Source organism: Paenibacillus endoradicis (assembly GCF_024721975.1).
Genome location: NZ_JANQBB010000012.1, coordinates 1 through 22120, shown reverse-complemented (window position 1 = coordinate 22120; position 22120 = coordinate 1). Strand labels below are relative to the sequence as shown.

General features: G+C 40.3%; 36 protein-coding genes. 33 read left to right on the top strand and 3 right to left on the bottom strand.

The genetic code is table 11. From position 1 onward, the window contains the following. Positions 1–2: 2 nt before the first annotated feature. From rplP to rpsI, 26 genes are all read left to right on the top strand, one after another. Positions 3–440, top strand: coding sequence for a 50S ribosomal protein L16 (gene rplP / locus NV377_RS25540; protein ID WP_258203662.1), 438 nt, complete (start codon positions 3–5; stop codon positions 438–440). After that, a complete protein-coding gene (rpmC, locus tag NV377_RS25535) occupies positions 430–630 on the top strand; it encodes a 50S ribosomal protein L29 (protein WP_258203661.1) in 201 nt (66 codons plus the stop codon). The genes rplP and rpmC overlap by 11 nt, the downstream gene beginning before the upstream one ends. Positions 631–678: 48 nt before the next feature. After that, positions 679–942, top strand: a complete 264-nt coding sequence (gene rpsQ, locus NV377_RS25530; protein ID WP_258203660.1) for a 30S ribosomal protein S17 — start codon at positions 679–681, stop codon at positions 940–942. 46 nt (positions 943–988) lie between these two features. After that, on the top strand, positions 989–1357 hold the full coding sequence (gene rplN, locus NV377_RS25525; protein WP_258203659.1) for a 50S ribosomal protein L14: 369 nt from the start codon (positions 989–991) through the stop codon (positions 1355–1357). 53 nt (positions 1358–1410) lie between these two features. After that, a complete protein-coding gene (gene rplX, locus NV377_RS25520) occupies positions 1411–1764 on the top strand; it encodes a 50S ribosomal protein L24 (protein ID WP_258203658.1) in 354 nt (117 codons plus the stop codon). Positions 1765–1794: 30 nt separating this feature from the next. Continuing rightward, positions 1795–2337 (top strand): 50S ribosomal protein L5, encoded by a 543-nt coding sequence (rplE, locus tag NV377_RS25515; RefSeq protein WP_258203657.1) that lies wholly within the window; start codon positions 1795–1797, stop codon positions 2335–2337. 26 nt (positions 2338–2363) lie between these two features. After that, positions 2364–2549, top strand: a complete 186-nt coding sequence (locus NV377_RS25510) for a type Z 30S ribosomal protein S14 (protein ID WP_258203656.1) — start codon at positions 2364–2366, stop codon at positions 2547–2549. 31 nt (positions 2550–2580) lie between these two features. Further along, the gene (rpsH, locus tag NV377_RS25505) at positions 2581–2979 is read left to right on the top strand and encodes a 30S ribosomal protein S8 (RefSeq protein ID WP_258203655.1); all 399 of its coding nucleotides are present in this window, start codon (positions 2581–2583) and stop codon (positions 2977–2979) included. A gap of 29 nt (positions 2980–3008) precedes the next feature. After that, positions 3009–3551: a 50S ribosomal protein L6 gene (gene rplF / locus NV377_RS25500; protein WP_258203654.1), complete on the top strand. Its 543-nt coding sequence runs from the start codon at positions 3009–3011 to the stop codon at positions 3549–3551. Between the two features lie 58 nt (positions 3552–3609). Continuing rightward, positions 3610–3978, top strand: a complete 369-nt coding sequence (rplR, locus tag NV377_RS25495) for a 50S ribosomal protein L18 (RefSeq protein WP_258203653.1) — start codon at positions 3610–3612, stop codon at positions 3976–3978. Between the two features lie 24 nt (positions 3979–4002). After that, complete coding sequence (gene rpsE, locus NV377_RS25490) at positions 4003–4500, top strand: 30S ribosomal protein S5 (RefSeq protein WP_258203652.1); 498 nt, start codon at positions 4003–4005, stop codon at positions 4498–4500. Positions 4501–4513: 13 nt separating this feature from the next. Beyond that, the gene (rpmD, locus tag NV377_RS25485) at positions 4514–4693 is read left to right on the top strand and encodes a 50S ribosomal protein L30 (RefSeq protein ID WP_258203651.1); all 180 of its coding nucleotides are present in this window, start codon (positions 4514–4516) and stop codon (positions 4691–4693) included. Between the two features lie 59 nt (positions 4694–4752). Then, on the top strand, positions 4753–5193 hold the full coding sequence (gene rplO / locus NV377_RS25480) for a 50S ribosomal protein L15 (RefSeq protein ID WP_258203650.1): 441 nt from the start codon (positions 4753–4755) through the stop codon (positions 5191–5193). Then, positions 5193–6488, top strand: a complete 1296-nt coding sequence (gene secY, locus NV377_RS25475) for a preprotein translocase subunit SecY (RefSeq protein WP_258203649.1) — start codon at positions 5193–5195, stop codon at positions 6486–6488. Before rplO ends, secY begins: the two co-directional genes overlap by 1 nt. An 88-nt stretch (positions 6489–6576) precedes the next feature. After that, positions 6577–7227 (top strand): adenylate kinase, encoded by a 651-nt coding sequence (locus NV377_RS25470; RefSeq protein WP_258203648.1) that lies wholly within the window; start codon positions 6577–6579, stop codon positions 7225–7227. Further along, the gene (map, locus tag NV377_RS25465) at positions 7227–7985 is read left to right on the top strand and encodes a type I methionyl aminopeptidase (protein WP_258203647.1); all 759 of its coding nucleotides are present in this window, start codon (positions 7227–7229) and stop codon (positions 7983–7985) included. Before NV377_RS25470 ends, map begins: the two co-directional genes overlap by 1 nt. 11 nt (positions 7986–7996) lie before the next feature. After that, positions 7997–8275, top strand: a complete 279-nt coding sequence (locus NV377_RS25460) for a KOW domain-containing RNA-binding protein (RefSeq protein ID WP_258203646.1) — start codon at positions 7997–7999, stop codon at positions 8273–8275. 1 nt (position 8276) lies between these two features. Beyond that, positions 8277–8492, top strand: coding sequence for a translation initiation factor IF-1 (gene infA / locus NV377_RS25455; protein WP_015847200.1), 216 nt, complete (start codon positions 8277–8279; stop codon positions 8490–8492). Between the two features lie 43 nt (positions 8493–8535). Then, complete coding sequence (gene rpmJ / locus NV377_RS25450; protein WP_015253313.1) at positions 8536–8649, top strand: 50S ribosomal protein L36; 114 nt, start codon at positions 8536–8538, stop codon at positions 8647–8649. A 20-nt stretch (positions 8650–8669) separates the two neighbouring features. After that, positions 8670–9038: a 30S ribosomal protein S13 gene (rpsM, locus tag NV377_RS25445; RefSeq protein WP_258203645.1), complete on the top strand. Its 369-nt coding sequence runs from the start codon at positions 8670–8672 to the stop codon at positions 9036–9038. Between the two features lie 19 nt (positions 9039–9057). After that, the gene (gene rpsK / locus NV377_RS25440) at positions 9058–9453 is read left to right on the top strand and encodes a 30S ribosomal protein S11 (RefSeq protein WP_258203644.1); all 396 of its coding nucleotides are present in this window, start codon (positions 9058–9060) and stop codon (positions 9451–9453) included. 126 nt (positions 9454–9579) lie between these two features. Then, complete coding sequence (locus tag NV377_RS25435) at positions 9580–10524, top strand: DNA-directed RNA polymerase subunit alpha (protein WP_258203643.1); 945 nt, start codon at positions 9580–9582, stop codon at positions 10522–10524. A gap of 53 nt (positions 10525–10577) precedes the next feature. Then, complete coding sequence (rplQ, locus tag NV377_RS25430) at positions 10578–10943, top strand: 50S ribosomal protein L17 (protein ID WP_258203642.1); 366 nt, start codon at positions 10578–10580, stop codon at positions 10941–10943. A gap of 322 nt (positions 10944–11265) precedes the next feature. After that, positions 11266–12006 (top strand): tRNA pseudouridine(38-40) synthase TruA, encoded by a 741-nt coding sequence (gene truA / locus NV377_RS25425; RefSeq protein WP_258203641.1) that lies wholly within the window; start codon positions 11266–11268, stop codon positions 12004–12006. 617 nt (positions 12007–12623) lie between these two features. Further along, positions 12624–13061: a 50S ribosomal protein L13 gene (rplM, locus tag NV377_RS25420; RefSeq protein ID WP_258203640.1), complete on the top strand. Its 438-nt coding sequence runs from the start codon at positions 12624–12626 to the stop codon at positions 13059–13061. Between the two features lie 20 nt (positions 13062–13081). Then, positions 13082–13474: a 30S ribosomal protein S9 gene (gene rpsI / locus NV377_RS25415; RefSeq protein WP_258203639.1), complete on the top strand. Its 393-nt coding sequence runs from the start codon at positions 13082–13084 to the stop codon at positions 13472–13474. Between the two features lie 18 nt (positions 13475–13492). Here rpsI and NV377_RS25410 read toward each other — a convergent pair whose 3' ends face one another. Further along, positions 13493–13990, bottom strand: coding sequence for an NUDIX hydrolase (locus NV377_RS25410; RefSeq protein ID WP_258203638.1), 498 nt, complete (start codon positions 13988–13990; stop codon positions 13493–13495). A gap of 188 nt (positions 13991–14178) precedes the next feature. Here NV377_RS25410 and NV377_RS25405 point away from each other — a divergent pair, with 188 nt between their 5' ends. From NV377_RS25405 to salA, 4 genes are all read left to right on the top strand, one after another. Then, positions 14179–14874, top strand: coding sequence for a phosphoadenylyl-sulfate reductase (locus NV377_RS25405; protein ID WP_258203637.1), 696 nt, complete (start codon positions 14179–14181; stop codon positions 14872–14874). Between the two features lie 99 nt (positions 14875–14973). Then, a complete protein-coding gene (gene sat, locus NV377_RS25400) occupies positions 14974–16137 on the top strand; it encodes a sulfate adenylyltransferase (protein ID WP_258203636.1) in 1164 nt (387 codons plus the stop codon). Between the two features lie 120 nt (positions 16138–16257). Further along, the gene (cwlD, locus tag NV377_RS25395) at positions 16258–17016 is read left to right on the top strand and encodes an N-acetylmuramoyl-L-alanine amidase CwlD (RefSeq protein ID WP_258203635.1); all 759 of its coding nucleotides are present in this window, start codon (positions 16258–16260) and stop codon (positions 17014–17016) included. Between the two features lie 99 nt (positions 17017–17115). Continuing rightward, positions 17116–18216, top strand: a complete 1101-nt coding sequence (gene salA / locus NV377_RS25390) for an iron-sulfur carrier protein/transcriptional regulator SalA (protein ID WP_308860227.1) — start codon at positions 17116–17118, stop codon at positions 18214–18216. A gap of 69 nt (positions 18217–18285) precedes the next feature. Here salA and gerD read toward each other — a convergent pair whose 3' ends face one another. Beyond that, entirely contained in the window at positions 18286–18969 is a 684-nt protein-coding gene (gene gerD / locus NV377_RS25385; protein ID WP_258203634.1) for a spore germination lipoprotein GerD, read from the bottom strand. Positions 18970–19345: 376 nt separating this feature from the next. On the opposite strand from gerD, the gene NV377_RS25380 reads away from it, so the two are divergent. Next, positions 19346–19972 (top strand): KinB-signaling pathway activation protein, encoded by a 627-nt coding sequence (locus tag NV377_RS25380; protein ID WP_258203633.1) that lies wholly within the window; start codon positions 19346–19348, stop codon positions 19970–19972. A gap of 30 nt (positions 19973–20002) precedes the next feature. On the opposite strand, the gene pdaB is transcribed toward NV377_RS25380, so the two are convergent. After that, positions 20003–20800, bottom strand: coding sequence for a polysaccharide deacetylase family sporulation protein PdaB (pdaB, locus tag NV377_RS25375; protein ID WP_258203632.1), 798 nt, complete (start codon positions 20798–20800; stop codon positions 20003–20005). Positions 20801–20930: 130 nt separating this feature from the next. Here pdaB and NV377_RS25370 point away from each other — a divergent pair, with 130 nt between their 5' ends. Together NV377_RS25370 and NV377_RS25365 are read left to right on the top strand one after the other, a co-directional pair. Then, positions 20931–21557, top strand: a complete 627-nt coding sequence (locus NV377_RS25370; protein WP_258203631.1) for a stage II sporulation protein M — start codon at positions 20931–20933, stop codon at positions 21555–21557. 119 nt (positions 21558–21676) lie between these two features. Continuing rightward, entirely contained in the window at positions 21677–21898 is a 222-nt protein-coding gene (locus NV377_RS25365) for a hypothetical protein (RefSeq protein ID WP_258203630.1), read from the top strand. The last annotated feature ends 222 nt before the right edge of the window (positions 21899–22120 follow it).

Below are 22120 nucleotides of genomic sequence, written 5' to 3'. Positions count from 1 at the left end.
TCATGTTGGTACCTAAACGCGTAAAACATCGTAAACAACAACGTGGTCACATGAAAGGTCGTGCTAAAGGCGGTACTACACTAGCTTTTGGTGAATACGGTCTTCAAGCACTTGAACCATCATGGATCACTAACCGCCAGATTGAAGCGGCTCGTATCGCTATGACTCGTTATATCAAACGTGGTGGTAAAGTATGGATCAAAATTTTCCCGGATAAGCCAATTACTCAAAAGCCTCTAGAGGTTCGTATGGGTAGTGGTAAAGGTAACGTTGAGAAATGGGTAGCAGTAGTTAAGCCAGGCAAAATTATGTTTGAGCTAGCTGGTGTTCCTGAAGAAGTAGCTCGCGAAGCTATGCGTCTTGCATCTCACAAGTTGCCAGTTAAAACTAAGTTCGTGAAACGAGAAGTAGAAGTGGGTGGTGAAGCAAATGAAGGCTAGTGAATTTCGCAACCTAACATCTACTGAAATCGAGCAACAAATCGCTGGTTTCAAAGAAGAGCTGTTCAACCTTCGTTTCCAATTGGCAACAGGTCAACTGGACAACCCGACTCGTATTCGTGACGTGCGTAAAGAAATTGCTCGCGCAAAAACGGTTCTTCGTCAAAGAGAACTTGGAATAAGCAGCTAATAAACTTGCCAAGTGATAAAATAATCACTGTCAGGAAGGAGGCCAACTATGAGCGATCGCAATGCCCGTAAAGTTGAAATCGGCAAAGTGGTAAGTGACAAAATGGACAAAACAATTATTGTTGCTGTTGAGTCATACAAAAAGCACAACTTGTACCATAAACGTATTAAATCTACGAAAAAATATAAAGCACATGATGATAACAATACTGCTAAAATCGGCGATGTTGTAAAAATCATGGAGACTCGTCCACTATCTAAAGACAAGCGCTTCAGACTGGTCGAAATTGTTGAAGCAGCTGTCATTCTTTAATGAACGTGTGTAAGAAAAGCACTTTTCTTGAAAGGAGGACGTTGAAATGATTCAACCGTTTACGCGACTTAGAGTTGCTGACAACTCTGGTGCAAAAGAAGTTATGTGTATCCGTGTACTTGGTGGTACTGGACGCCGTGTTGGTGCAATTGGTGATTTGATCGTGTGTTCTGTTAAACAAGCAACACCAGGGGGCGTTGTCAAAAAAGGTGATGTAGTTAAAGCCGTTATCGTTCGTACAAAGCGTTCCGTACGTCGTAAAGATGGTTCATACATCGCATTTGATGAAAATGCTGCTGTAGTTGTTAAAGATGACAAGAGCCCACGTGGTACTCGTATCTTTGGACCAGTTGCTCGCGAACTTCGTGATAAAGACTTCATGAAGATCGTATCTCTAGCTCCAGAAGTTATCTAATTAAAGTTCGGTTTATATAACCCTGAAAGCGAAATGCGCAGGAGGTGTAATAAATGCCAAGAGTGAAAAAATTATTGGAATCCCATAACAACAAGCTTCATGTGAAAAAGGATGACACTGTCATCGTTATTTCTGGGAAAGACAAAGGTAAAAAAGGCCGCGTGATCGCAGCTTATCCTCGTCAAAACCGTGTTCTTGTTGAAGGTGTCAATATTGTTAAAAAACATGCTCGTCCATCACAGTCTAATCCACAAGGTGGAATTATTGAGCAAGAAGCAGCAATTCACGTTTCCAATGTTATGCATGTAGATCCTAAGAGCGGACAAGTAACGCGTATCGGATATAAAGTGCTTGATAACGGTAAAAAGGTTCGGATCGCTAAACGTTCCGGAGCAGTGATTGACTAATCGTTATGTACGAAAGGAGGTCCATGACTAATGACAGCAAGACTGAAAGGTCGCTTTCTTAATGAAATCACTCCTGCTTTGATGCAGAAGTTCAACTATACTTCAGTGATGCAAGTTCCAAAAATCGAGAAGGTAGTAATTAATATGGGTGTTGGTGAAGCAGTTTCTAACTCCAAAATTCTTGATGTTGCACTTGAAGAAATGCAAATCATTGCCGGTCAAAAACCGGTTGTAACACGTGCGAAGAAATCCATCGCTGGATTTAAACTTCGTGAGAACATGCCTATCGGGGTTAAAGTTACACTACGTGGTGAGCGTATGTATCATTTCCTTGATAAATTGTTCAACATCTCGTTGCCGCGTGTACGTGACTTCCAAGGTGTATCAACTAAAGCTTTCGACGGTCGTGGTAACTACACACTTGGTTTGAAAGAACAACTTATCTTCCCGGAGATCGAGTATGATAAAGTTGATAAAACACGTGGTATGGATATCGTCATCGTTACAACAGCTAATACAGACGAAGAATCTCGTGAATTGCTAACCCAAATGGGTATGCCATTTGCGAAGTAATCCACTACTAGGAGGTGTAATACCCAGTGGCAAAAACTTCGATGAAAGTGAAACAACAACGCGCGCCTAAGTTCAAAGTTCGTGCATATACACGCTGTGAACGTTGTGGTCGTCCGCACTCAGTTTTACAAAAATTCAAAATTTGCCGGATTTGTTTCCGCGAGTTAGCACATATGGGCCAGATTCCTGGCGTTAAAAAAGCAAGCTGGTAATCAGCCTAGTTCGGGAAGGAGGTTCACACTAATGGTTATGTCTGATCCGATTGCAGATATGTTGACACGTATTCGTAACGCGAATGTCGTTCGTCACGAAACTGTAGAAATGCCCGCTTCAAAAGTGAAGAAAGATATCGCTGAAATTCTGAAGCGTGAAGGATTTATCCGTGATGCAGAATACATCGAGGATAACAAACAAGGTATGATTCGTATTTTCTTGAAATACGGTCAAAGCCAAGAGCGCGTAATTACTGGTCTTAAACGTATTTCTAAGCCAGGTCTACGTGTTTACACAAAATCTACTGAAATCCCACGCGTACTTGGTGGACTTGGAATTGCAATTATTTCAACGTCTAAAGGTGTAATGACAGACAAAGAAGCTCGTCAAGCGAAAGCTGGCGGCGAAGTAGTCTGCTACGTATGGTAATATAAGTAACGAAGACAGGAGGTTTAACAATGTCCCGTATTGGTCGTAAAGCTATTCCAGTACCAGCAGGTGTTGCTGTTACTTTTGATAACTCAGTTATTACAGTTAAAGGACCTAAAGGAACTCTTTCTCGTACACTTCATAGTGATATGATCGTGAACGTTTCTGAAACAGAAATCGTGATCGAGCGTCCTTCCGATAACAAACTTCACCGTTCTCTACACGGAACTACTCGTTCTGTTGTTGCTAATATGGTTAGCGGCGTTACTGATGGTTTCAAGAAAAATCTTGAACTTGTTGGTGTCGGCTACCGCGTTATTAAGAACGGCGATAAAATCACATTAAACGTTGGTTACTCTCACCCGGTTGAAATCGCTCCTGAGAGCGGTATTGATTTCGAGGTTAATGGTACAACTAAAATTACCGTAAACGGTATTGATAAAGAGCGTGTAGGTCAAATCGCTGCACAAATTCGTTCTGTACGTCTACCTGAGCCGTATAAAGGTAAAGGTATTAAGTACGAAGGTGAGCGTATTATCCGTAAAGAAGGTAAAGCCGGTAAGAAGAAATAAGCAGCTTTATAGCTCGCTTATACTTGCGTCTTAAGGCTATGGAAAGGAGTGTACCTGCATGATTACTAAAGCTGATAAAAACAAGGCTCGTCTGAAAAGACGTTTCCGCGTTCGTAAAAAAATCAATGGAACAGCAGCACGTCCTCGTTTGTCTGTGTTCCGTTCTTCTAAGCACATTTATGCTCAACTAATCGACGATGTAGCTGGTGTGACAATCGTGTCCGCTTCTACTAAAGATAAAGATCTAGCAACTGCTATCGGTAACGGTGGTAATGTTGAATCTGCAACTAAAGTTGGCGATTTGATTGCAAAACGTGCTCTAGATAAAGGTGTTCAAGAAGTAGTATTTGACCGTGGCGGATACTTATATCACGGAAGAGTTCAAGCACTAGCTACAGCGGCTCGCGAAGCTGGCTTGAAATTCTAATCAATCAATAAGGAGGTAAACGACTTGCGTGTAGATCCTAATACGTTAGAACTATCTGAAAAAGTAGTTCACATTAACCGTGTATCAAAAGTTGTAAAAGGCGGACGCCGTTTCAGCTTTAGTGCACTTGTAGTTGTAGGCGACGGAAAAGGCTACGTTGGCGCAGGGATCGGTAAAGCAGGCGAAGTACCTGATGCAATTCGCAAAGGTATTGAAGATGCTAAGAAAAACCTGATCCTTGTTCCACTTGTAGGAACAACTATTCCTCACCTAATTGAAGGTCGTTTCGGAGCTGGTAAAGTTCTTTTGAAACCGGCATCTGAAGGTACAGGAGTTATCGCTGGTGGTCCAGTACGTGCAGTACTAGAACTAGCTGGCGTTGGTAATATTTTAACTAAATCACTTGGTTCTTCAAACTCCCTGAATATGGTGAACGCGACGTTAGAAGGTCTTTCACGTCTAAAACGTGCTGAAGATGTTGCTAAACTTCGTGGAAAAACTGTTGAAGAGCTACTAGGTTAAGGAGGGAAAATCGATGGCAAAATTGCAAATCACCCTCGTTCGCAGTTTGATTGGCCGCAACGAGAAACAACGTGCAACAGTTCAATCGCTCGGCCTTCGCAAAATTCGTCAATCGGTCGTTCTTAACGACAGCCCAGCTATTCGCGGCATGGTACATCATGTTAGCCATTTGGTTAAAGTTGAAGAAGTTTAATTTTAACCAAAAGCTTGGTACAGATACTGTTACGAAATATATAAGGAGGTGCACGAACGATGAAATTACATGATTTAGCACCAGCTGCTGGTTCCACGTTTACGCCAAAGCGTAAAGGTCGTGGTATCGGTTCAGGTACTGGTAAAACAGCAGGTAAAGGTCATAAAGGTCAAAATGCTCGTTCCGGCGGCGGTGTTCGTCCTGGTTTCGAGGGTGGTCAAAACCCACTTTATCGCCGTTTACCGAAACGTGGATTTAACAACCCGTTCCGTAAAGAGTATGCGATTGTTAACATTCAAGATTTGAACAGCTTTGACGCAGGTACAGAAATCACTCCAGAAGTTCTTCTTGAAAAAGGCGTTATTAAAAATACGCTAGCAGGAATTAAAGTCTTGGGTAATGGTGAATTGAACGTAGGACTTACAGTGAAAGCTAACAAGTTCTCTCAATCTGCGGTGGAGAAAATCCAGGCTGCCGGCGGTAAAACCGAGGTGATCTAATGTTTACGACCGTGTCCAATATATGGAAAGTGCAGGATCTTCGTAGAAGGATCCTGTTCACACTATTTGTACTATTGATTTATCGTATTGGTGCCTTTATTCCAGTACCGGGCGTTGATACTGAAACGTTAAAAGCAGCTGGTTCTTCAAGTGAAAGCTTGTTCGGCCTTCTAAATACGTTCTCAGGTGGAGCCTTGTTCAACTTCTCTATCTTTGCAATTGGTATTACACCTTATATTACTGCTTCGATTATCGTGCAGTTGTTATCTATGGATGTAATTCCGAAATTTGCAGAGTGGGCTAAACAAGGTGAAGATGGCAAGAAAAAACTTGCTCAAATCACTCGTTACGGTACAGTTATTCTAGGTCTAGTACAAGGTCTAGCTACAGCGATTGGTTTCAATCGTATGTATGGGATCACGATCATCGAAAATGCAAACTTTGTAGATTACTTAGTTATTGCTATTATTTTGACTGCAGGTACTGCTTTCTTAATGTGGCTAGGTGAGCAAATTACAGAGAAGGGTATCGGTAACGGTATCTCAATTATTATCTTTGCTGCGATTGTAGCTGGATTACCAGGTCACATTCGTACAATATATGCATCTGAACTTGCAACTGATGCAAGCTTCATGAATTATATTAAAGTTCTTCTAATCTTATTAGTAGTAATACTAATGATCGTTGGAGTTATCTTTATTCAGCAAGGTATTCGTAAAATCCCTGTTCAATACGCGAAACGCGTAGTAGGTCGTAAGATGTATGGTGGTCAATCCACTCATATTCCTATGAAAGTGAACGGCGCAGGTGTAATTCCAGTAATCTTCGCTATTTCTTTACTAATGTTCCCAGTTACGATTGCGAACTTCTGGTCAGGAAAAGTTTGGGCTAACTGGGTTATCGAGAATTTGAAATACGACCAACCACTTGGTATGGTATTGTATGTTCTTCTAATCGTCGGTTTCACATTCTTCTACACATTCGTACAAATTAATCCGGTTCAAATGGCAGATCAAATGAAGAAAAATGGTGGTTACATCCCAGGTATTCGTCCTGGTAAACCAACATCATCTTACTTGACTCGCGTTCTAACTAGAATTACTTTGGCAGGAGCAACATTCTTAGCGGTTATTTCACTCTTCCCAGTGCTCTTCGGATCACTTGCAGGATTGCCGACCTCCGTACAGCTTGGTGGTACTTCACTGCTAATCGTTGTCGGTGTTGCACTTGATACGATGAAGCAAATTGAAAGCCAATTGATCAAACGCCACTACAAAGGGTTTATCAATAAATAACAACAGGTTCGATTACGGGTTGCCGCATTGGCAATTATGCTAGGCGGTACCCTAAAGGCCTATTGTGCTTAAAGTGAGGAACTTAATTATGAATATTCTATTTATGGGTCCTCCGGGAGCCGGTAAAGGAACGCAAGCGGAGAGAATCATTGAGGAATTTAATATTCCGCACATTTCCACTGGTGATGCATTTCGTCTAGCGATGAAGCAAAGCACTCCAATTGGTCTGAAAGCGAAAGAATATATCGATCAAGGTTTACTCGTTCCTGACGAGATAACTAACGGCATTGTGAAGGAAAGACTAGCACAAGCTGATTGTCAAAACGGCTTTCTACTTGATGGCTTTCCTCGTACTTTGCAACAAGCTGAAGCACTTGACGGCATGTTGCAAGAGCTTGGCCGTACGATTGATCATGTTGTTAACTTGAGTGTAGATCGCAACCTACTATTAGCTCGTCTAACTGGACGTCGCATCTGCAAATCTTGTGGAGCTACCTATCATGTAATGTTCAACCCTCCAAAAGTCGATGGCGTATGCGATAAAGACGCTGGAGAGCTGTATCAACGTTCAGATGATACAGAAGAAAAAGTGGGAACTCGTCTGGATGAGTATACATCCAAAACAGCTCCTTTGTTGAACTTCTATAGTGAACAAGGTACGTTGCGCGAGGTTGACGGTGAACGAGATATCAATCTTGTTACAGCTGAGATCATTTCAACTTTAAGAGGTTCCTTGTAATGATCATTTGCAAATCCGATTCGGAACTGCAATTAATGAGAGAAGCAGGGCGAATTGTTGCCATGACTCATCAATTAATGGTTCAAGCAATTGAACCAGGTATTACGACGGGTGAACTTGATGCTATCGCAGAGAGCTACATTCAAAGTCAAGGTGCAATTCCATCATTTAAAGGTTATAATGGTTTCCCATCCAGCGTATGTGCTTCAGTAAATGACGAACTAGTGCATGGTTTCCCAGGTTCACGTAAGTTGAACGAGGGTGATATAATTAGTCTTGATATTGGCGCTCAGTATGAGGGGTATCACGGTGATTCTGCTTGGACCTATCCGGTCGGATCAGTAACACCTGAAGTACAACAATTACTGACAATAGGTGAACAATCGCTGTATGCGGGAATATCACTTGTACAACCAGATGTTAGACTTTATACGATATCACACGCCATCCAGAGGGTAATCGAAGCAGCGGGATATTCCGTCGTTAGAGAATATGTAGGACACGGTGTTGGTAAGGAACTTCATGAAGATCCGAAAATACCAAACTACGGTATTCCTGATCGTGGTCCGCGGCTAAAGCCGGGTATGGTGCTAGCTATTGAACCCATGGTTAATATGGGTGAACGATACGTTCGGACACTCGAAGACAATTGGACAGTTGTAACTCGGGACGGTTTCTGGTGTGCTCATTTCGAGCATACAGTTGCTGTAACGGAGGACGGATTTGAGATATTGACCAAAATACCTGAGCAGAATTAGAGGTAACGACAATGAAGCCAGTACAAATCGGACAATTAATCAAAGTACTCAGAGGTAAGGACGAAGAACGATATGCTATCGTAATTGAAGTGCTCGATGAGCGCTTTGTGAAAGTTGCTGATGGTAGAAAGCGTAAATTCGATCAGCCAAAGAAAAAAAACGTTCTGCATCTCGAGCTGCTACCATTCATAAGTCAAGAGGTCGCAATCAGCTTGCAGGAATCAGGAAAAGTTACTAATGCAAAGTTACGTTATTTCATAGAGAAGTATGCACATGGAAAGGAGAGTTAATATGGCTAAAGAAGATGTTATTGAAGTTGAGGGCACGGTAATCGAACCATTGCCTAATGCTATGTTTAAAGTTGAGCTTGAGAACGGTCACCAAATTCTTGCTCATGTATCTGGAAAATTAAGAATGCACTTTATTCGCATTCTAACTGGAGACAAAGTTGTTATTCAGTTATCGCCTTATGATTTATCAAGAGGGCGTATCACCTATCGTAAGTAGACTCGAGTAGTCTATGTTACGAAAGATTCGGGAGGTAATCACAATGAAGGTTAGACCTTCGGTAAAGCCGATTTGCGAGAAATGCAAAGTCATTCGTCGTAAAGGCAATGTAATGGTCATTTGTGAAAATCCGAGACACAAACAAAAACAAGGATAAAAGGAGGAGGAAACTAATCAATGGCACGTATAGCTGGCGTAGATATTCCGCGTGACAAACGCGTTGAGATCTCTCTGACGTACATTTTTGGTATCGGCAGAACGACTTCTAAAAAAGTTCTAGCATCTACTGGTGTTAATCCGGACACTCGTGTTCGCGATTTGACAGAAGATGAGCTTGGTCTGATTCGTGATGAAATCGACAAAGCAGTTAAAGTAGAAGGCGACTTGCGTCGTGAAATTTCTCTTAACATTAAACGTCTTACTGAAATTGGTTGCTACCGTGGTCTTCGTCACCGTCGTGGTCTTCCAGTTCGTGGTCAACGTACTAAAACTAATGCTCGTACACGTAAAGGTCCTCGTCGTACTGTAGCTAACAAGAAGAAATAAGAAGGGAGGATAAACGATAATGGCTAAAGCTAAAAAAGTCGTTCGTACTAAGCGTCGTGATCGTAAAAATATCGATACTGGCGTTGCACATATCCGTTCCACATTCAACAATACTATTGTAACGATCACAGATCCACATGGTAATGCGATCTCTTGGGCAAGTGCTGGTGGTATGGGTTTCAAAGGTTCTCGTAAGAGTACACCTTTCGCAGCTCAAATGGCTGCTGAATCTGCTGCTAAAGCTGCAATGGAGCATGGTATGAGAACGGTTGAGGTTATGGTTAAAGGTCCTGGCGCAGGCCGTGAAGCAGCTATTCGCTCGCTTCAAGCTGCTGGCTTGGAAGTTAACTTGATCAAGGACGTTACACCAGTTCCGCATAACGGATGCCGTCCACCAAAACGTCGTCGCGTATAATTTGTAGACTTGGTGGTATCAAATGGAAACAATCTGTGAATAATGGTTGTGAAGGTTTGGCATACTACGAGGTTTGACATAATAACGACTAGGTAACGGAGCGACGTTTGAAGGAGGGTATTATTAGTGATTGAGATCGAAAAGCCGAAAATCGAAACCGTAGAAGTAAGCGACGGAGGCACTTATGGTAAATTCGTTGTTGAGCCGCTTGAACGCGGATACGGCACTACGCTGGGAAATTCGCTTCGTCGAATTTTGTTATCTTCTTTGCCTGGCGCGGCAGTAACATCTGTTCAAATCGACGGTGTTCTGCATGAGTTTTCTACAGTTCCAGGAGTGATTGAAGATGTAACTGAAATCATCCTGAATTTGAAAGGACTCTCGCTAAAAATCCACTCGGATGAAGAAAAGGTATTGGAAATTGATGCTGACGGTGAAGGTATCGTTACAGCTGGTGATATTCGTGCTGATAGCGATGTCGAGATTTTGAGCCCTGATCTTCACATTGCGACTTTGGCATCTGGTGCTCGTTTGCATATGAGAATTTTCGCTAATCGCGGACGTGGTTATGTGCAAGCAGACCGGAACAAGAGCGATGATCAACCGATAGGTGTTATTCCTGTAGATTCAATCTACACGCCCATTACTCGTGTTAATTATAGCGTAGAGAATACTCGCGTAGGTCAAGTTACAAACTATGACAAGCTAACGCTTGAAGTTTGGACAGATGGCAGTATTCGTCCTGAAGAGGCTGTAAGCCTTGGAGCTAAAATATTGACAGAGCACTTGGACTTGTTCGTTGGATTAACGGATGAAGCCAAAGATGCGGAAATCATGGTTGAGAAAGAAGAAGATAAGAAAGAAAAAGTGCTTGAGATGACTATCGAAGAGCTTGATCTTTCTGTCCGTTCTTACAACTGTTTGAAACGTGCAGGTATCAATACCGTTCAAGAGCTTATCACGAAATCCGAAGAAGATATGATGAAGGTGCGTAACCTTGGTCGTAAATCTTTAGAAGAAGTTCAAGAGAAGCTTGAAGAGCTTGGTCTTGGCTTGCGCATGGATGAGTAGTTGTTACTCTTAACCATCGAAGTGAAGAAAACAGCAAGGGAGGGGAAATCAAAATGGCATATCAAAAATTAGGTCGTGATGCAAGTGCACGTAAAGCTCTTTTCCGTGATCTTGTAACTGACTTGTTCCTATATGAGCGTATCCAAACAACTGAGGCTAAAGCGAAAGAAGTTCGTTCAATCGCTGAAAAACTAATTACGAAAGCGAAGAAGGGTGACCTTCATGCGCGTCGTCAAGTAGCTGCTTATGTTCGTCGTGAGACTGTTGACGGTGAGAAGGATGCTATTCAAAAGCTTTTCTCTGAAATAGCACCTCGTTATACAGAGCGTAACGGTGGATACACACGTATTCTTAAATTAGGACCTCGTCGTGGTGACGCTGCACCTATGGTTTACTTAGAATTAGTTGACCGTGGCTAGTAGATAAGAGGGTGGACCTTACGAGGCCACCTTTTTTTGCGAGCTTGAGGTAGTTCAAAAAGCGGACTTTGATAACGATGTTTATGCGTTGTTGCATATTCGGCATCGCATCTGAAACGAACTTGGAAAGTATAGTGTAAGCTTCCGATGTATGTTTCTTGCAGAAACATAGTAGGTTCGCGTGTACCAATAACGTACACTTGCGCTTCCGTCTTTCTCAAGTAGCGTTTCACCTGCTCGGTGCTGAAAGCCCGCTTTTTGAACCTTCATTTTAAGTTAGTTCAAAAGTGTAAGCAGATTTAGGAAGTAGATGAGACATAAGATGCGAAATATATGTATGAAGGTTAGTTATGATGGATCTGATTTTAATGGATTTCAGAATCAACCCAAAGGTAGAACAGTGCAAGGTGAGATAGAGCGAGTACTGAATATTCTAACGAGGGAAGAGATTGATATTCATGCTTCTGGACGAACTGATGCAGGTGTACATGCTCGCGGACAAGTATTTCATTTTCTTACCGAATCACAAATTCCAATCGAACGATTTGCAATTGCAATGAACACTAAACTTCCAGATGATATTATCATTCTAGAAGCTAAGGAAATGCCACTTGATTTTCATGCTAGGCATCTTGCAAAACGTAAAACGTATCGGTATAGCATCGACAATGGAAAGTTTCCTGATCTTTTCGGGCGACAATATCGATTGCATGTCCCAGTGCCACTTCATAGTGACAAGATGAGACAGGCACTATCTTATATTGTTGGTACACATGACTTTACTTCATTTACGTCGACACGTTCGGTTAAGCCGCATCATGTTCGTACGATTTACGAAGCTAAGTTAATGGTAGACGGACCATTTATTCATATAGAATTAACTGGTAATGGATTTACGTATAATATGGTTCGCATCATTGTAGGAACACTCCTTAAGATCGGACATGGAAAACGTAACCCAGAAGATATAGTAGCTATATTAGAAGGCTGTGAGAGAAGTCTCGCAGGACCAACGGCGCTGCCAATCGGACTAATGCTAAAAGATGTATGCTATACAGATTAGCTAGTTGAGTGTACAATTACTTTAACTAGTGACGTATAACCTCTAATTGACCACGGTTAATGTGTGATTGAAGTTGATATGCATGCATAGCAGCACAGAATAACAAATGATTCTTTAAAGATCATTAATATTCGCCTTGATGTATAGTAATTGATGGTAATAACAAACGTTATTCTATTAATAATTGGAACGTCGTTGTATACTGATATGATAGATTATGTCAACTAGTTGTTCAACCAGCCCCACTGACAAAAGGACCGCTTAATTCTTCGTTCTTGAAAAATCTCTTATTATCAGTCGATTAGACGTGCACTTTCCGTATTGGAGTGACCCCAAATGAATGACTATTACACGATAGTATTTACGTTGAGTCTAACTTTTATTGGAAAAGTTTTCAGTCTAAATGTAGTGAGAAAATCGCGATAATATCGTGGTTGCCAAATGAAAAGCACTTGATTATTCAATGGGCTTATAGTACAATATATTTTGTGCTTTCTTAGTGGCTCTCCCACAGCCCCGACTGAGAAGTACGACTGAATTTTCAACAGTGAATGAAGAATCACACGATTCCGTTGTTATAAAAAAGAAGAATGTATTTGAATCAAGGAGGAACATCCATGCGTACCACTTATATGGCTAAGGCTAATGAAGTTGAACGTAAATGGCTTCTGATTGACGCTGAGGGAAAAACTCTTGGTCGTCTTGCTAGCGAAGCAGCAGCGCTAATTCGCGGTAAACATAAGCCTCAGTTCACGCCACATCTTGACACTGGAGATTTCGTTATCATTATCAATGCTGACAAAATCGTTTTAACTGGTAATAAATTGGCTGACAAGAAATACTACCGTCACTCTATGTACACTGGTGGACTTAAAGTAACATCAGCTGGTGAAATGCTTTCTAAAAAACCAGAACGTATGATGGAACTAGCAGTACACGGTATGTTACCTAAGAATCGTCTTGGTAACAAAATGAAATTAAAACTTAAAGTTTACGCAGGTGCGGAACATCCACATCAAGCACAAAACCCTGAAGTTTACGAACTTCGCGGGTAATAAAGAGGAGGACATGTTTCATGGCTCAAGTGCAATACTATGGAACTGGTCGTCGTAAGCACTCTGTTGCACGCGTACGTCTTGTGCCGGGTGAAGGACGAATCATTATCAACAAACGCGACATTAACGAGTACTTCGGTTTAGAAACTCTTAAACTGATCGTTAAACAACCATTGAACTTAACTGATACATTGGAAAAATATGATGTATTAGTATTAACTCATGGTGGTGGTATGTCTGGTCAAGCGGGTGCTATCCGTCATGGTATCTCTCGCGCTCTACTTAAAGTAGATGCAGAATTACGCCCATCTTTGAAACGTGCAGGCTTCTTAACACGTGACCCTCGTATGAAAGAACGTAAAAAATACGGTCTTAAAGCGGCTCGTCGTGCGCCTCAGTTCTCAAAACGTTAATATTCATGGAAAAAGCTCTCAAGCATTGTTGCTTGAGAGCTTTTTTGTTGTTAATGTACGACATTCATAATTGACGATACCATTCTCATCATATGTAAAAGTATGTTGGTTATCAAAATCTCCTCGCAGAAGATACGGTAAGAAATATTTCATATTATCTACTACACCTTCATTCTCGTGATCTAGTACCCAATCGATTGATTTCCAGGCTAATATCCCTTCATCTTTTTCAATTGGTGTTGCATATACTGTATCTATGGGTAATTCGCAATAGTATAAATACATTCCTGATTCACTTTCGGAACTAATCCACTTCACAATTCCTGCTTCCTGAACCTGCTGTACACTCAGCCCAGTCTCTTCTTGAATCTCTCTAATAATTCCGTCCATAGGTTGCTCAAAAGGTTCTATTTTGCCTCCTACGCCGTTCCATAATCCCATATTGGGTGCCTTCATACGATTGAGTAACAACAGCTCATTACCTCTTCTAATAAAACATATTGTATATTTCAGCATATAAGTATCCTCTCTAAATTCTATAGGTCTATTATAACAGTGTGATGCTGCTCATTTAATAGGGATAAAAGTATTTTATTGGCACTAAGTTAATTTTTGTTAACAATAGATATTGAAGTCATTTATAGAAAAAGATATAATTTGTACAGCGTGCCTTAATCATTGTAGAGAGAAGCGAGGGGAATACTATGAATTTAATTGAGAAAGAACAATTGATCGCAGTGAAAGCTGTTGAGTTAGAAAATGCAACTCCTGAGGAAATTATTAAATATGCTGTAGAGACATTTCCAAATATAACATTCGCATGTAGTTTTGGTGCTGAAGATGTTGTACTTGTAGATATGCTGCAAAAAGTAAGTCCAACGACAGATATTTTCTACCTAGACACAGATTTTCATTTCAAAGAAACATATGAGACGAGAGATCGTTTGGTAGATCGTTATCCTGGCATCCCATTTGTTAAAGTAAGTCCAAAGATTACTCCTGAGGAGCAAGCAGAACAACATGGAGCTGAACTATGGAAGACTGATGCGAATGGATGTTGCAATATTCGTAAAGTTGAGCCATTAACGCGCATCCTAACACAATATGAAGCTTGGATTACTGGAATACGTCGTGATCAAGCTCCTACTCGTGCTAATGCAAAGAAAATTGAATATGATACTAAATTCGGTTTAGTGAAATTCAATCCGATTGCTGATTGGACCAATGAAGATGTATGGGAATACATTCGTAATAACAATGTAATCTACAATCCACTTCACGATAATTATTATCCGAGTATTGGTTGCGAGTATTGTACTCGTCAAGTTTTGCCGGGCGAAGACCCTAGAGCAGGCAGATGGTCTGGTCAAGAAAAAACGGAGTGCGGTCTTCATAAATAAGAAGCTAATGAAAAGTTTGTTTTATGCTTTCGAAGTACTTTTCATTTTCAGGGAAGTATATCGCGTAGCTAATGAAAAGTTTTAGGAGGAAAATATAGAATGACTCAAATTAAACCACATGGTGGAGAACTAGTTAATCGAGTGGCAGAAGGAGAAGAGCGCGAGCAATTACTTGCAGTAGCTGCTCAATTGCCGAAAATCTCCGTTAGTACTTGGGCAATATCAGATATGGATCTTATCGGAGTAGGTGCTTTTTCTCCTCTATCTGGATTTATGACGGAAGCGGATTACCAATCAGTAGTTTCTACGATGCGTTTGGCTAATGGCACGTTATGGAGTATTCCAATTACCTTATCGATCACTGAGCAAGAGGCTGCTGCAGTTTCTGTTGGGGAACAGGCTGCACTTGTAGGTGAAGATGATGTGATCTATGGCATTATCGATGTGGCTAGCATCTATAATGTTGATCAACAGCAAGAGGCCTTGCAAGTATTCAAGACAGATGATCTAGAGCATCCAGGTGTTCAAAAACTGTATGATCGCAGTAATACGTATGTCGGTGGTGACATCACGGTATTGAATCGTCCATTACCTGAGAAGTTCAATGAATACTATTTTGACCCAGCTGACACACGAAAAATTTTCGCGAATAATGGCTGGAAAACTGTTGTAGGATTCCAAACAAGAAATCCGGTTCACCGTGCGCATGAATATATTCAAAAAACAGCAATGGAAATTGTTGATGGATTATTCCTAAATCCACTTGTAGGTGAGACGAAGTCTGATGATGTACCTGCAAATGTACGTATGAAGAGCTACGTGGCACTTCTTGAAAATTATTATCCAGAAAACCGCGTGTTTTTAGGCGTATTCCCAGCTGCTATGAGATATGCTGGACCACGCGAAGCTATATTCCACGCGATTGTTCGTAAAAACTATGGCTGTACTCACTTTATCGTTGGACGTGATCATGCAGGTGTAGGTGATTACTATGGTACATATGAAGCACAAGACTTATTACGTTCTGTTCCAGCAGAAGATCTGGACATTACACCGTTATACTTCGAACATAGCTTCTTCTGTACGAGCTGTGGCAATATGGCAACGACAAAGACATGTCCACATGACAGTTCAGTTCATTTGGCGTTATCAGGAACTAAAGTAAGAGCGATGCTACGTGATGGCGTATGTCCACCACCTGAATTCTCTAGACCAGAGGTTGCAAAAATATTGATTGAAGGTATGAGTATAACGACATCATAATAATACTGTAAATTAGTCCTTATCCATAATCATAAAAAACCACCTTGTCCCATATACATAGAAGTACAAGCATGTAGTAGCTGTACAATACTATGAATATTGCTATGAGGTGGTTTTTCTATGTCTATATTTCGACGAAGGCTAATTGTATGGCTTACGCCCAAAGGGAAACGTCGGTTAGGAATTGGGGCGTTGTTAGTTGTAGCTTTACTATTTTTACTAACGAGAGTAATTCCTGAGAGTAGTACTTGGACGACATGGAACATGCCATTATCAGGGATGACCATTGCAATTGATGCAGGACATGGTGGAGCGGATGGTGGGGCAGTAAGTAAGCAAGGAGCCATTGAAAAAGATCTGAATTTATCGATTGCGCTATATTTACGTGATTACTTGCAAGAAGCAGGAGCCATTGTAGTTATGACTAGAGAAGGTGATTATGATCTAGCCAAAGATGATACCAGATCCTATAGTCGACGAAAAACAGAAGATTTGATGAAACGAGTAGCAATGCTCCAAGATGCTAAGCCAGAGATGTTGATTAGTGTACATATGAATAGTATTCCATCAGAGAAATGGTCAGGTGCACAAACGTTCTATCATAAGACTGGAACGAAAGCGAGTGAGCAACTTGCAATAAGCATTCAACAACAATTGAAATATAATCTTGAAAATACACAGCGATCAGCAGCTACAGTCGAAACGATATACATTCTAAAAGCAATGAAGGACTTACCTTCAGCATTAGTAGAGGTAGGTTTCCTTTCTAATCCGAAAGAATCTAACTTGTTGGTTGATGCTGAATATCAACGGACTGTAGCAGCATCCATTTATAAAGGCATATTGCAATACGAAACGGAAGGGAAAAAGATTGAATGATGTGGAAAAGTTTGAAGAGAGGACTTCACTTCTTGCAATAAACCGCCTATGCTATAGAGAGTAGTCTGTTTGCGTATAACTATAAAGGTGGGAATAGTCATGACTTTATTACGAGAGCAAGCGATTGAAATCATTGAAACCGTACTTACTACACAATACGGCGCACATTCAATAAGTTTTAGAGATGTTATGGTCAGAAATAATCAAGTTTCAGTTACGGTGATCGGTGCAGTAAAGGAACAGCATCCCGTAATAGAGACAGCTTTATTCGATATGTTAAAAACAAGTGGTGCTACAGCAGTGTATTGTCGTTTTCGAGAAGGAGCAGCTCCAGCAGGATCAGCACCTGAACAAACAGCGATCTCTGAGAAGGATGTGAGTCAGCCTGTTCAAGGTCATGCAGCCAATATGGGTAATACGCTATTGACAGAGCAACCCAATGTTCAATTCATTGCCATTGCTTCAGGTAAAGGTGGAGTAGGTAAATCAACGGTAACAGTTAATTTGGCAACTGCATTAGCTAGACAAGGAAAAAGAGTAGGCATCATTGATGCTGATATATATGGTTTTAGTGTCCCTGATATGATGGGGATAGAACAACGTCCTGAAGTAGTCAACGAACGTGTCATTCCGATTGAACGATTTGGTGTGAAAGTAATCTCTATGGGATTCTTCGTTGAAGATAATAGCCCAATCGTATGGAGAGGGCCAATGCTTGGTAAGATGCTACGCAACTTCTTCTCTGAAATTGAGTGGGGTGAGTTAGATTATGTATTACTTGATCTTCCACCAGGTACGGGAGATATTGCATTAGATGTTCATCAAATGATTCCACATAGCAAAGAAATCATTGTCACAACGCCACATGCAACGGCGTCTTTTGTTGCAGCTAGAGCGGGAGCAATGGCTATTAAGACAGATCATGAAATCATTGGTGTTGTCGAGAACATGTCTTACTTTGAATCGAAGTTAACAGGAGAGAGAGAATATGTATTCGGTAGAGGTGGAGGAGGTAAGCTAGCAGAGACGTTACATTGCGATTTGCTTGCTCAAATCCCACTTGGCGTTGCTGACAACCATCCGCTTGATCCTAACTTCTCTCCGAGTGTATATGCGGCAGATACTGTTATTGGACAACTTTATGATGAGCTTGCTGAGAAAGTTACTACTCACTGTGAAAGAAAGTCGCAAACGATATAACTAATAAACACCCATTGTAGCTTGGTAGCTACAATGGGTGTTTATCTATGGCGTATGATCTGGATCAATTTAATTAGATGAGGAATCTGAACTCTTCTGGCTTGAATTACTAGATGATGAATTTGATGAGCTTGAAGAATCGCCACCAGAAGAATCGCTGCCACCAGATTCGGGTTTTGTAGATAATTCCTCAGAAACGGCTTTTTTCATTAGTTCTAATAATTCAAGGCGGAAAATTGGATTTTGTAAAGATTCTTGCATAAGACTCATTACTTCCTTACGGTATTCACTACCCTTTAGTACTTTTAATATTACTTTTTGCATCTCTTCGCTTTCAAACGCAGCAATAAGCCCCTCTTGGTACTGTGGATCTTTCACTAATTGCTCATGTAAATCTTTATTCATTTCATTAACAGCTTTAGCAAATTCACCAGCAAAGCGAGTATCGGTCATTAAGGACTTAATGACGGAATCGTAATCTGGAGAACTTATTACGTCTTTCACAGCAATTTTAATTTTTTCCTGATCTTGAACATTAAGCAAAGTTGAACTTTGTGCAGTATATCCTGATTGTGTTGAAGCAGATTCTTGTAAAGCTTTTTGTGCATCTTCAGTCTTGAGAATATCGATGACCATTGATTTCATATCTTTGTAATTCATTTGTTGAGATTCGCCACCACTGCCAGAACTACAACTTGTCGTCAGAAACGAGCATATGGTGAAAATGGATAGTAATGTTAGGAAATATCGCATAGTGAAAACTCCCTTAAACAGTGTCTTATAGTTATAGCATGTTCAAAAAGTGAGCTTTCAGTACCGAGTAGATGGAGCGCTACTTGCGAAAGGAGGAATACAAGTGTACGTAATTGGTACACACGTACCTACAATGTTTCTGCAAGAAACATACAGCGAAAGCTTATGCTATCCTTCCCAAGTTCGCTTCATATTCGATGCCGATTAAGCTTCTTGCAGTACTTCGTTAGCAAAGTCTGCTATTTGAACTACCTCTAATAGTTATAGCATGTACAAAGTTCAATCTTTTATCATGGAGTTTGTTAGCATTTTTGTGGATACGTGGTAAAATACAGTAAAAGCATACATTGACTAATGTTCAGGAGGAATATCTGTAGTGACACTGAAAAAATGGTTTTTCTTATTTTGGAGTACGATGGCTATTGGTGCAGTTGTTTGTATGGTAGGTGGTTTAATCATGTTATTAACAGATCAAGGGGTCGGAAAGATCGGGCTCGTAGATACTGGATTTAATTTATTTAATATGTTTCTCGGTGGAATTATGATTGGTGCATTCAGTCAGATGGGGTTCTTCGCTTACTTAACTCTAAATTATATTGCACTTAGTGTGTTCCGTAAGAAATATTTATGGAATGCATTGCAAGGGTATACAACGTTCTTTGGAGCTATTCTGCTTGGATATGTATTGTACCAAGATAGAACAAATAATTGGTTCTTCTGGGTGTTGCCAATCGTGTTAATGATTATGGCGCTAGTAGCAGCTTATTTCAAAGTAAAGCAGACGAAGCGGGCAGCATTTATTCCTACGTTATTCCTAATGTTTGTTGTAACTGCAGTTGAAGCTTATCCGGCGCTACAGGGTGATACGAATGTAAACACTGTTATCTTCATGTTATTGCCATTGTTTGCATGCAATTTCTATCAAAATTACTTAATGACTAAATTAACGAAAAAAGAAACTGCTGAACCTGTGGTTGTACCATCAGGATCAGCAGTATCATAATCAATTTATTAATATGAATCGCAAGGTGATCTATTGCGCGCTTAAAAGTTTACTTGATGAAACTGATGAGCTTGTAACAGCTTCACCTTGCGATTCTGTTTGTGTAATGAGATCAGTAACTGATACGAAATCAAATCCTTTATTGCGGAGTTCGTCGACGATTATTGGGAGTGCTAGATGAGTTTGTGTCGCCGAATCACTTGCGTGAAGTAGAATGATGTCCCCAGGGTGGGCTCTACTTATTACACGGTCAGCTATTTTATCTGTACCAAGGCTCAACCAGTCCATAGAATCTGTATCCCATTGAATGACTTGATATTCTAATTCGCTCGCAATTTTCAATACACGTTTATCGAAATCGCCATTAGGTAAGCGGATTAGAGTAGGTGCTTTGCCGGTTACATCTGCTATAATACTATGGGCAGTCGTAATCTGACTGCGAATTTCATCGTCGGTTAGTGTAGAATAGTTATCATGCTTGTGACCATGGCTTCCTATTTCATATCCAGCATCTTGAATTTTCTTTACAAGCTCTGGGTGAGATTGACTCCATACGGAAGAGACAAAGAATGTAGCAGACTTCACATCTTTTTCCTTTAGTACTTCCAAGATTGGTTCAAGGCGCTTGTCCCCCCAACTAATATCGAATGTCAAGGCTACGACATTTTTGTCAGTTGGCACATTATAAATTGCAATTGGTTGTTGTGGTGCGAACACGGTAATATTATCACGCTCGGAATAGATAACCCCTACTGCAAATACAAGGGCGATCGTTAAGAAAAAATACTTTTTTATTTTGCTGGCTGTAAATACAAAAAATGAATTCATGATTGATAAATCTCCTCTCTATTCAGCCAGGTCCGTCTTACTTAATGTCAGAAGGCTTGGCTAATCCTAATTAGTACAATCTATGCTCGTACAACAAAGATATTCTAAGTTTTAATAAAGAGGTGGAAAAATGTTTCGATTGAGACAAGTTTGGCAAGATTTACGTATAACCCGATCAAGTATTATTGTTGCTACAATCTTATTTGCAGTGAGTATGTATATTGGTGGTTCGAATGATACATTCAGACAATTTCTAATGATGCAATTAAATGCTTTAGATGGACTAGTTGATCAGATGAATCAAAGTAGTAATCCAACTTTAACGTTTATGTCAGTCATTTTCTTCAATAACGCAATTAAATCTATATTAGTTATCTTTCTAGGGGCTTTCTTTGGACTCTTTCCGATCTTCTTCTTAATTGTAAATGGAATGATTCTCGGATTCGTTATTCAGCTCTCATTAGATGGGACTATAGATATAAGTGTATGGGATCTTATATTCAAAACTTTATTACCACATGGGATATTAGAAATACCAGCACTAATTGTAGCGGGAGCATATGGATTGAGGCTTGGTCGATTACTATTTAGTACAATGGGTGCTTTATTAATGGATCATAGTAAATTAGATGCTATTGGAGTTGCTTATAAAGAAACATTGAAGCGTTGTGGTGTTATGGCAGTATATATAACGATTGTTCTCTTTGTAGCAGCGATCATTGAAAGTACATTAACGATGTGGTTAGCAACGACATAAAATGTTAGTTTCTCAGAAGTAATAAAAAAAGCCAAATATGAGCATAACTGTAAGACGATGTTTAACATCGTCTTTTTTGTATGTTTTTTAAGGTATAAAATGAAGGAGGAGCTAACAAAATGCTCGGAATGCTATTTAACGATAGAGAATGTAAAGAATTTGATTATGTATTGCGTAAAGAGTTAGATGAGATGTTATTTGATCTTGGAGACTCCAGATTAGACGGTGAAATTAGAAAATCGATTACAAAGAGATATAAAATTATCTTTAGAATGTATGCCAGAATAGCTTCGCCTAAGCAATTATCGAAATACGTACTTAATGTCCGTTCGCAAAGATAACTGAAAACCCTTGATATATAAGGGTTTCTAGCATTCTTAAAAAGAAAATCGAAAAAAGTTTTAAAAAGGGGTTGCATTATGGTCAGCCCCTATGATATATTATTTCTTGTCGCCGCGAGAGATTGCGAGACACACACGAAAACGAAATGCGAATCACACTTACATAAGTAAATGAGAAACGCTTTGATATTTTCACTTGATCTTTGAAAACTGAACAACGAG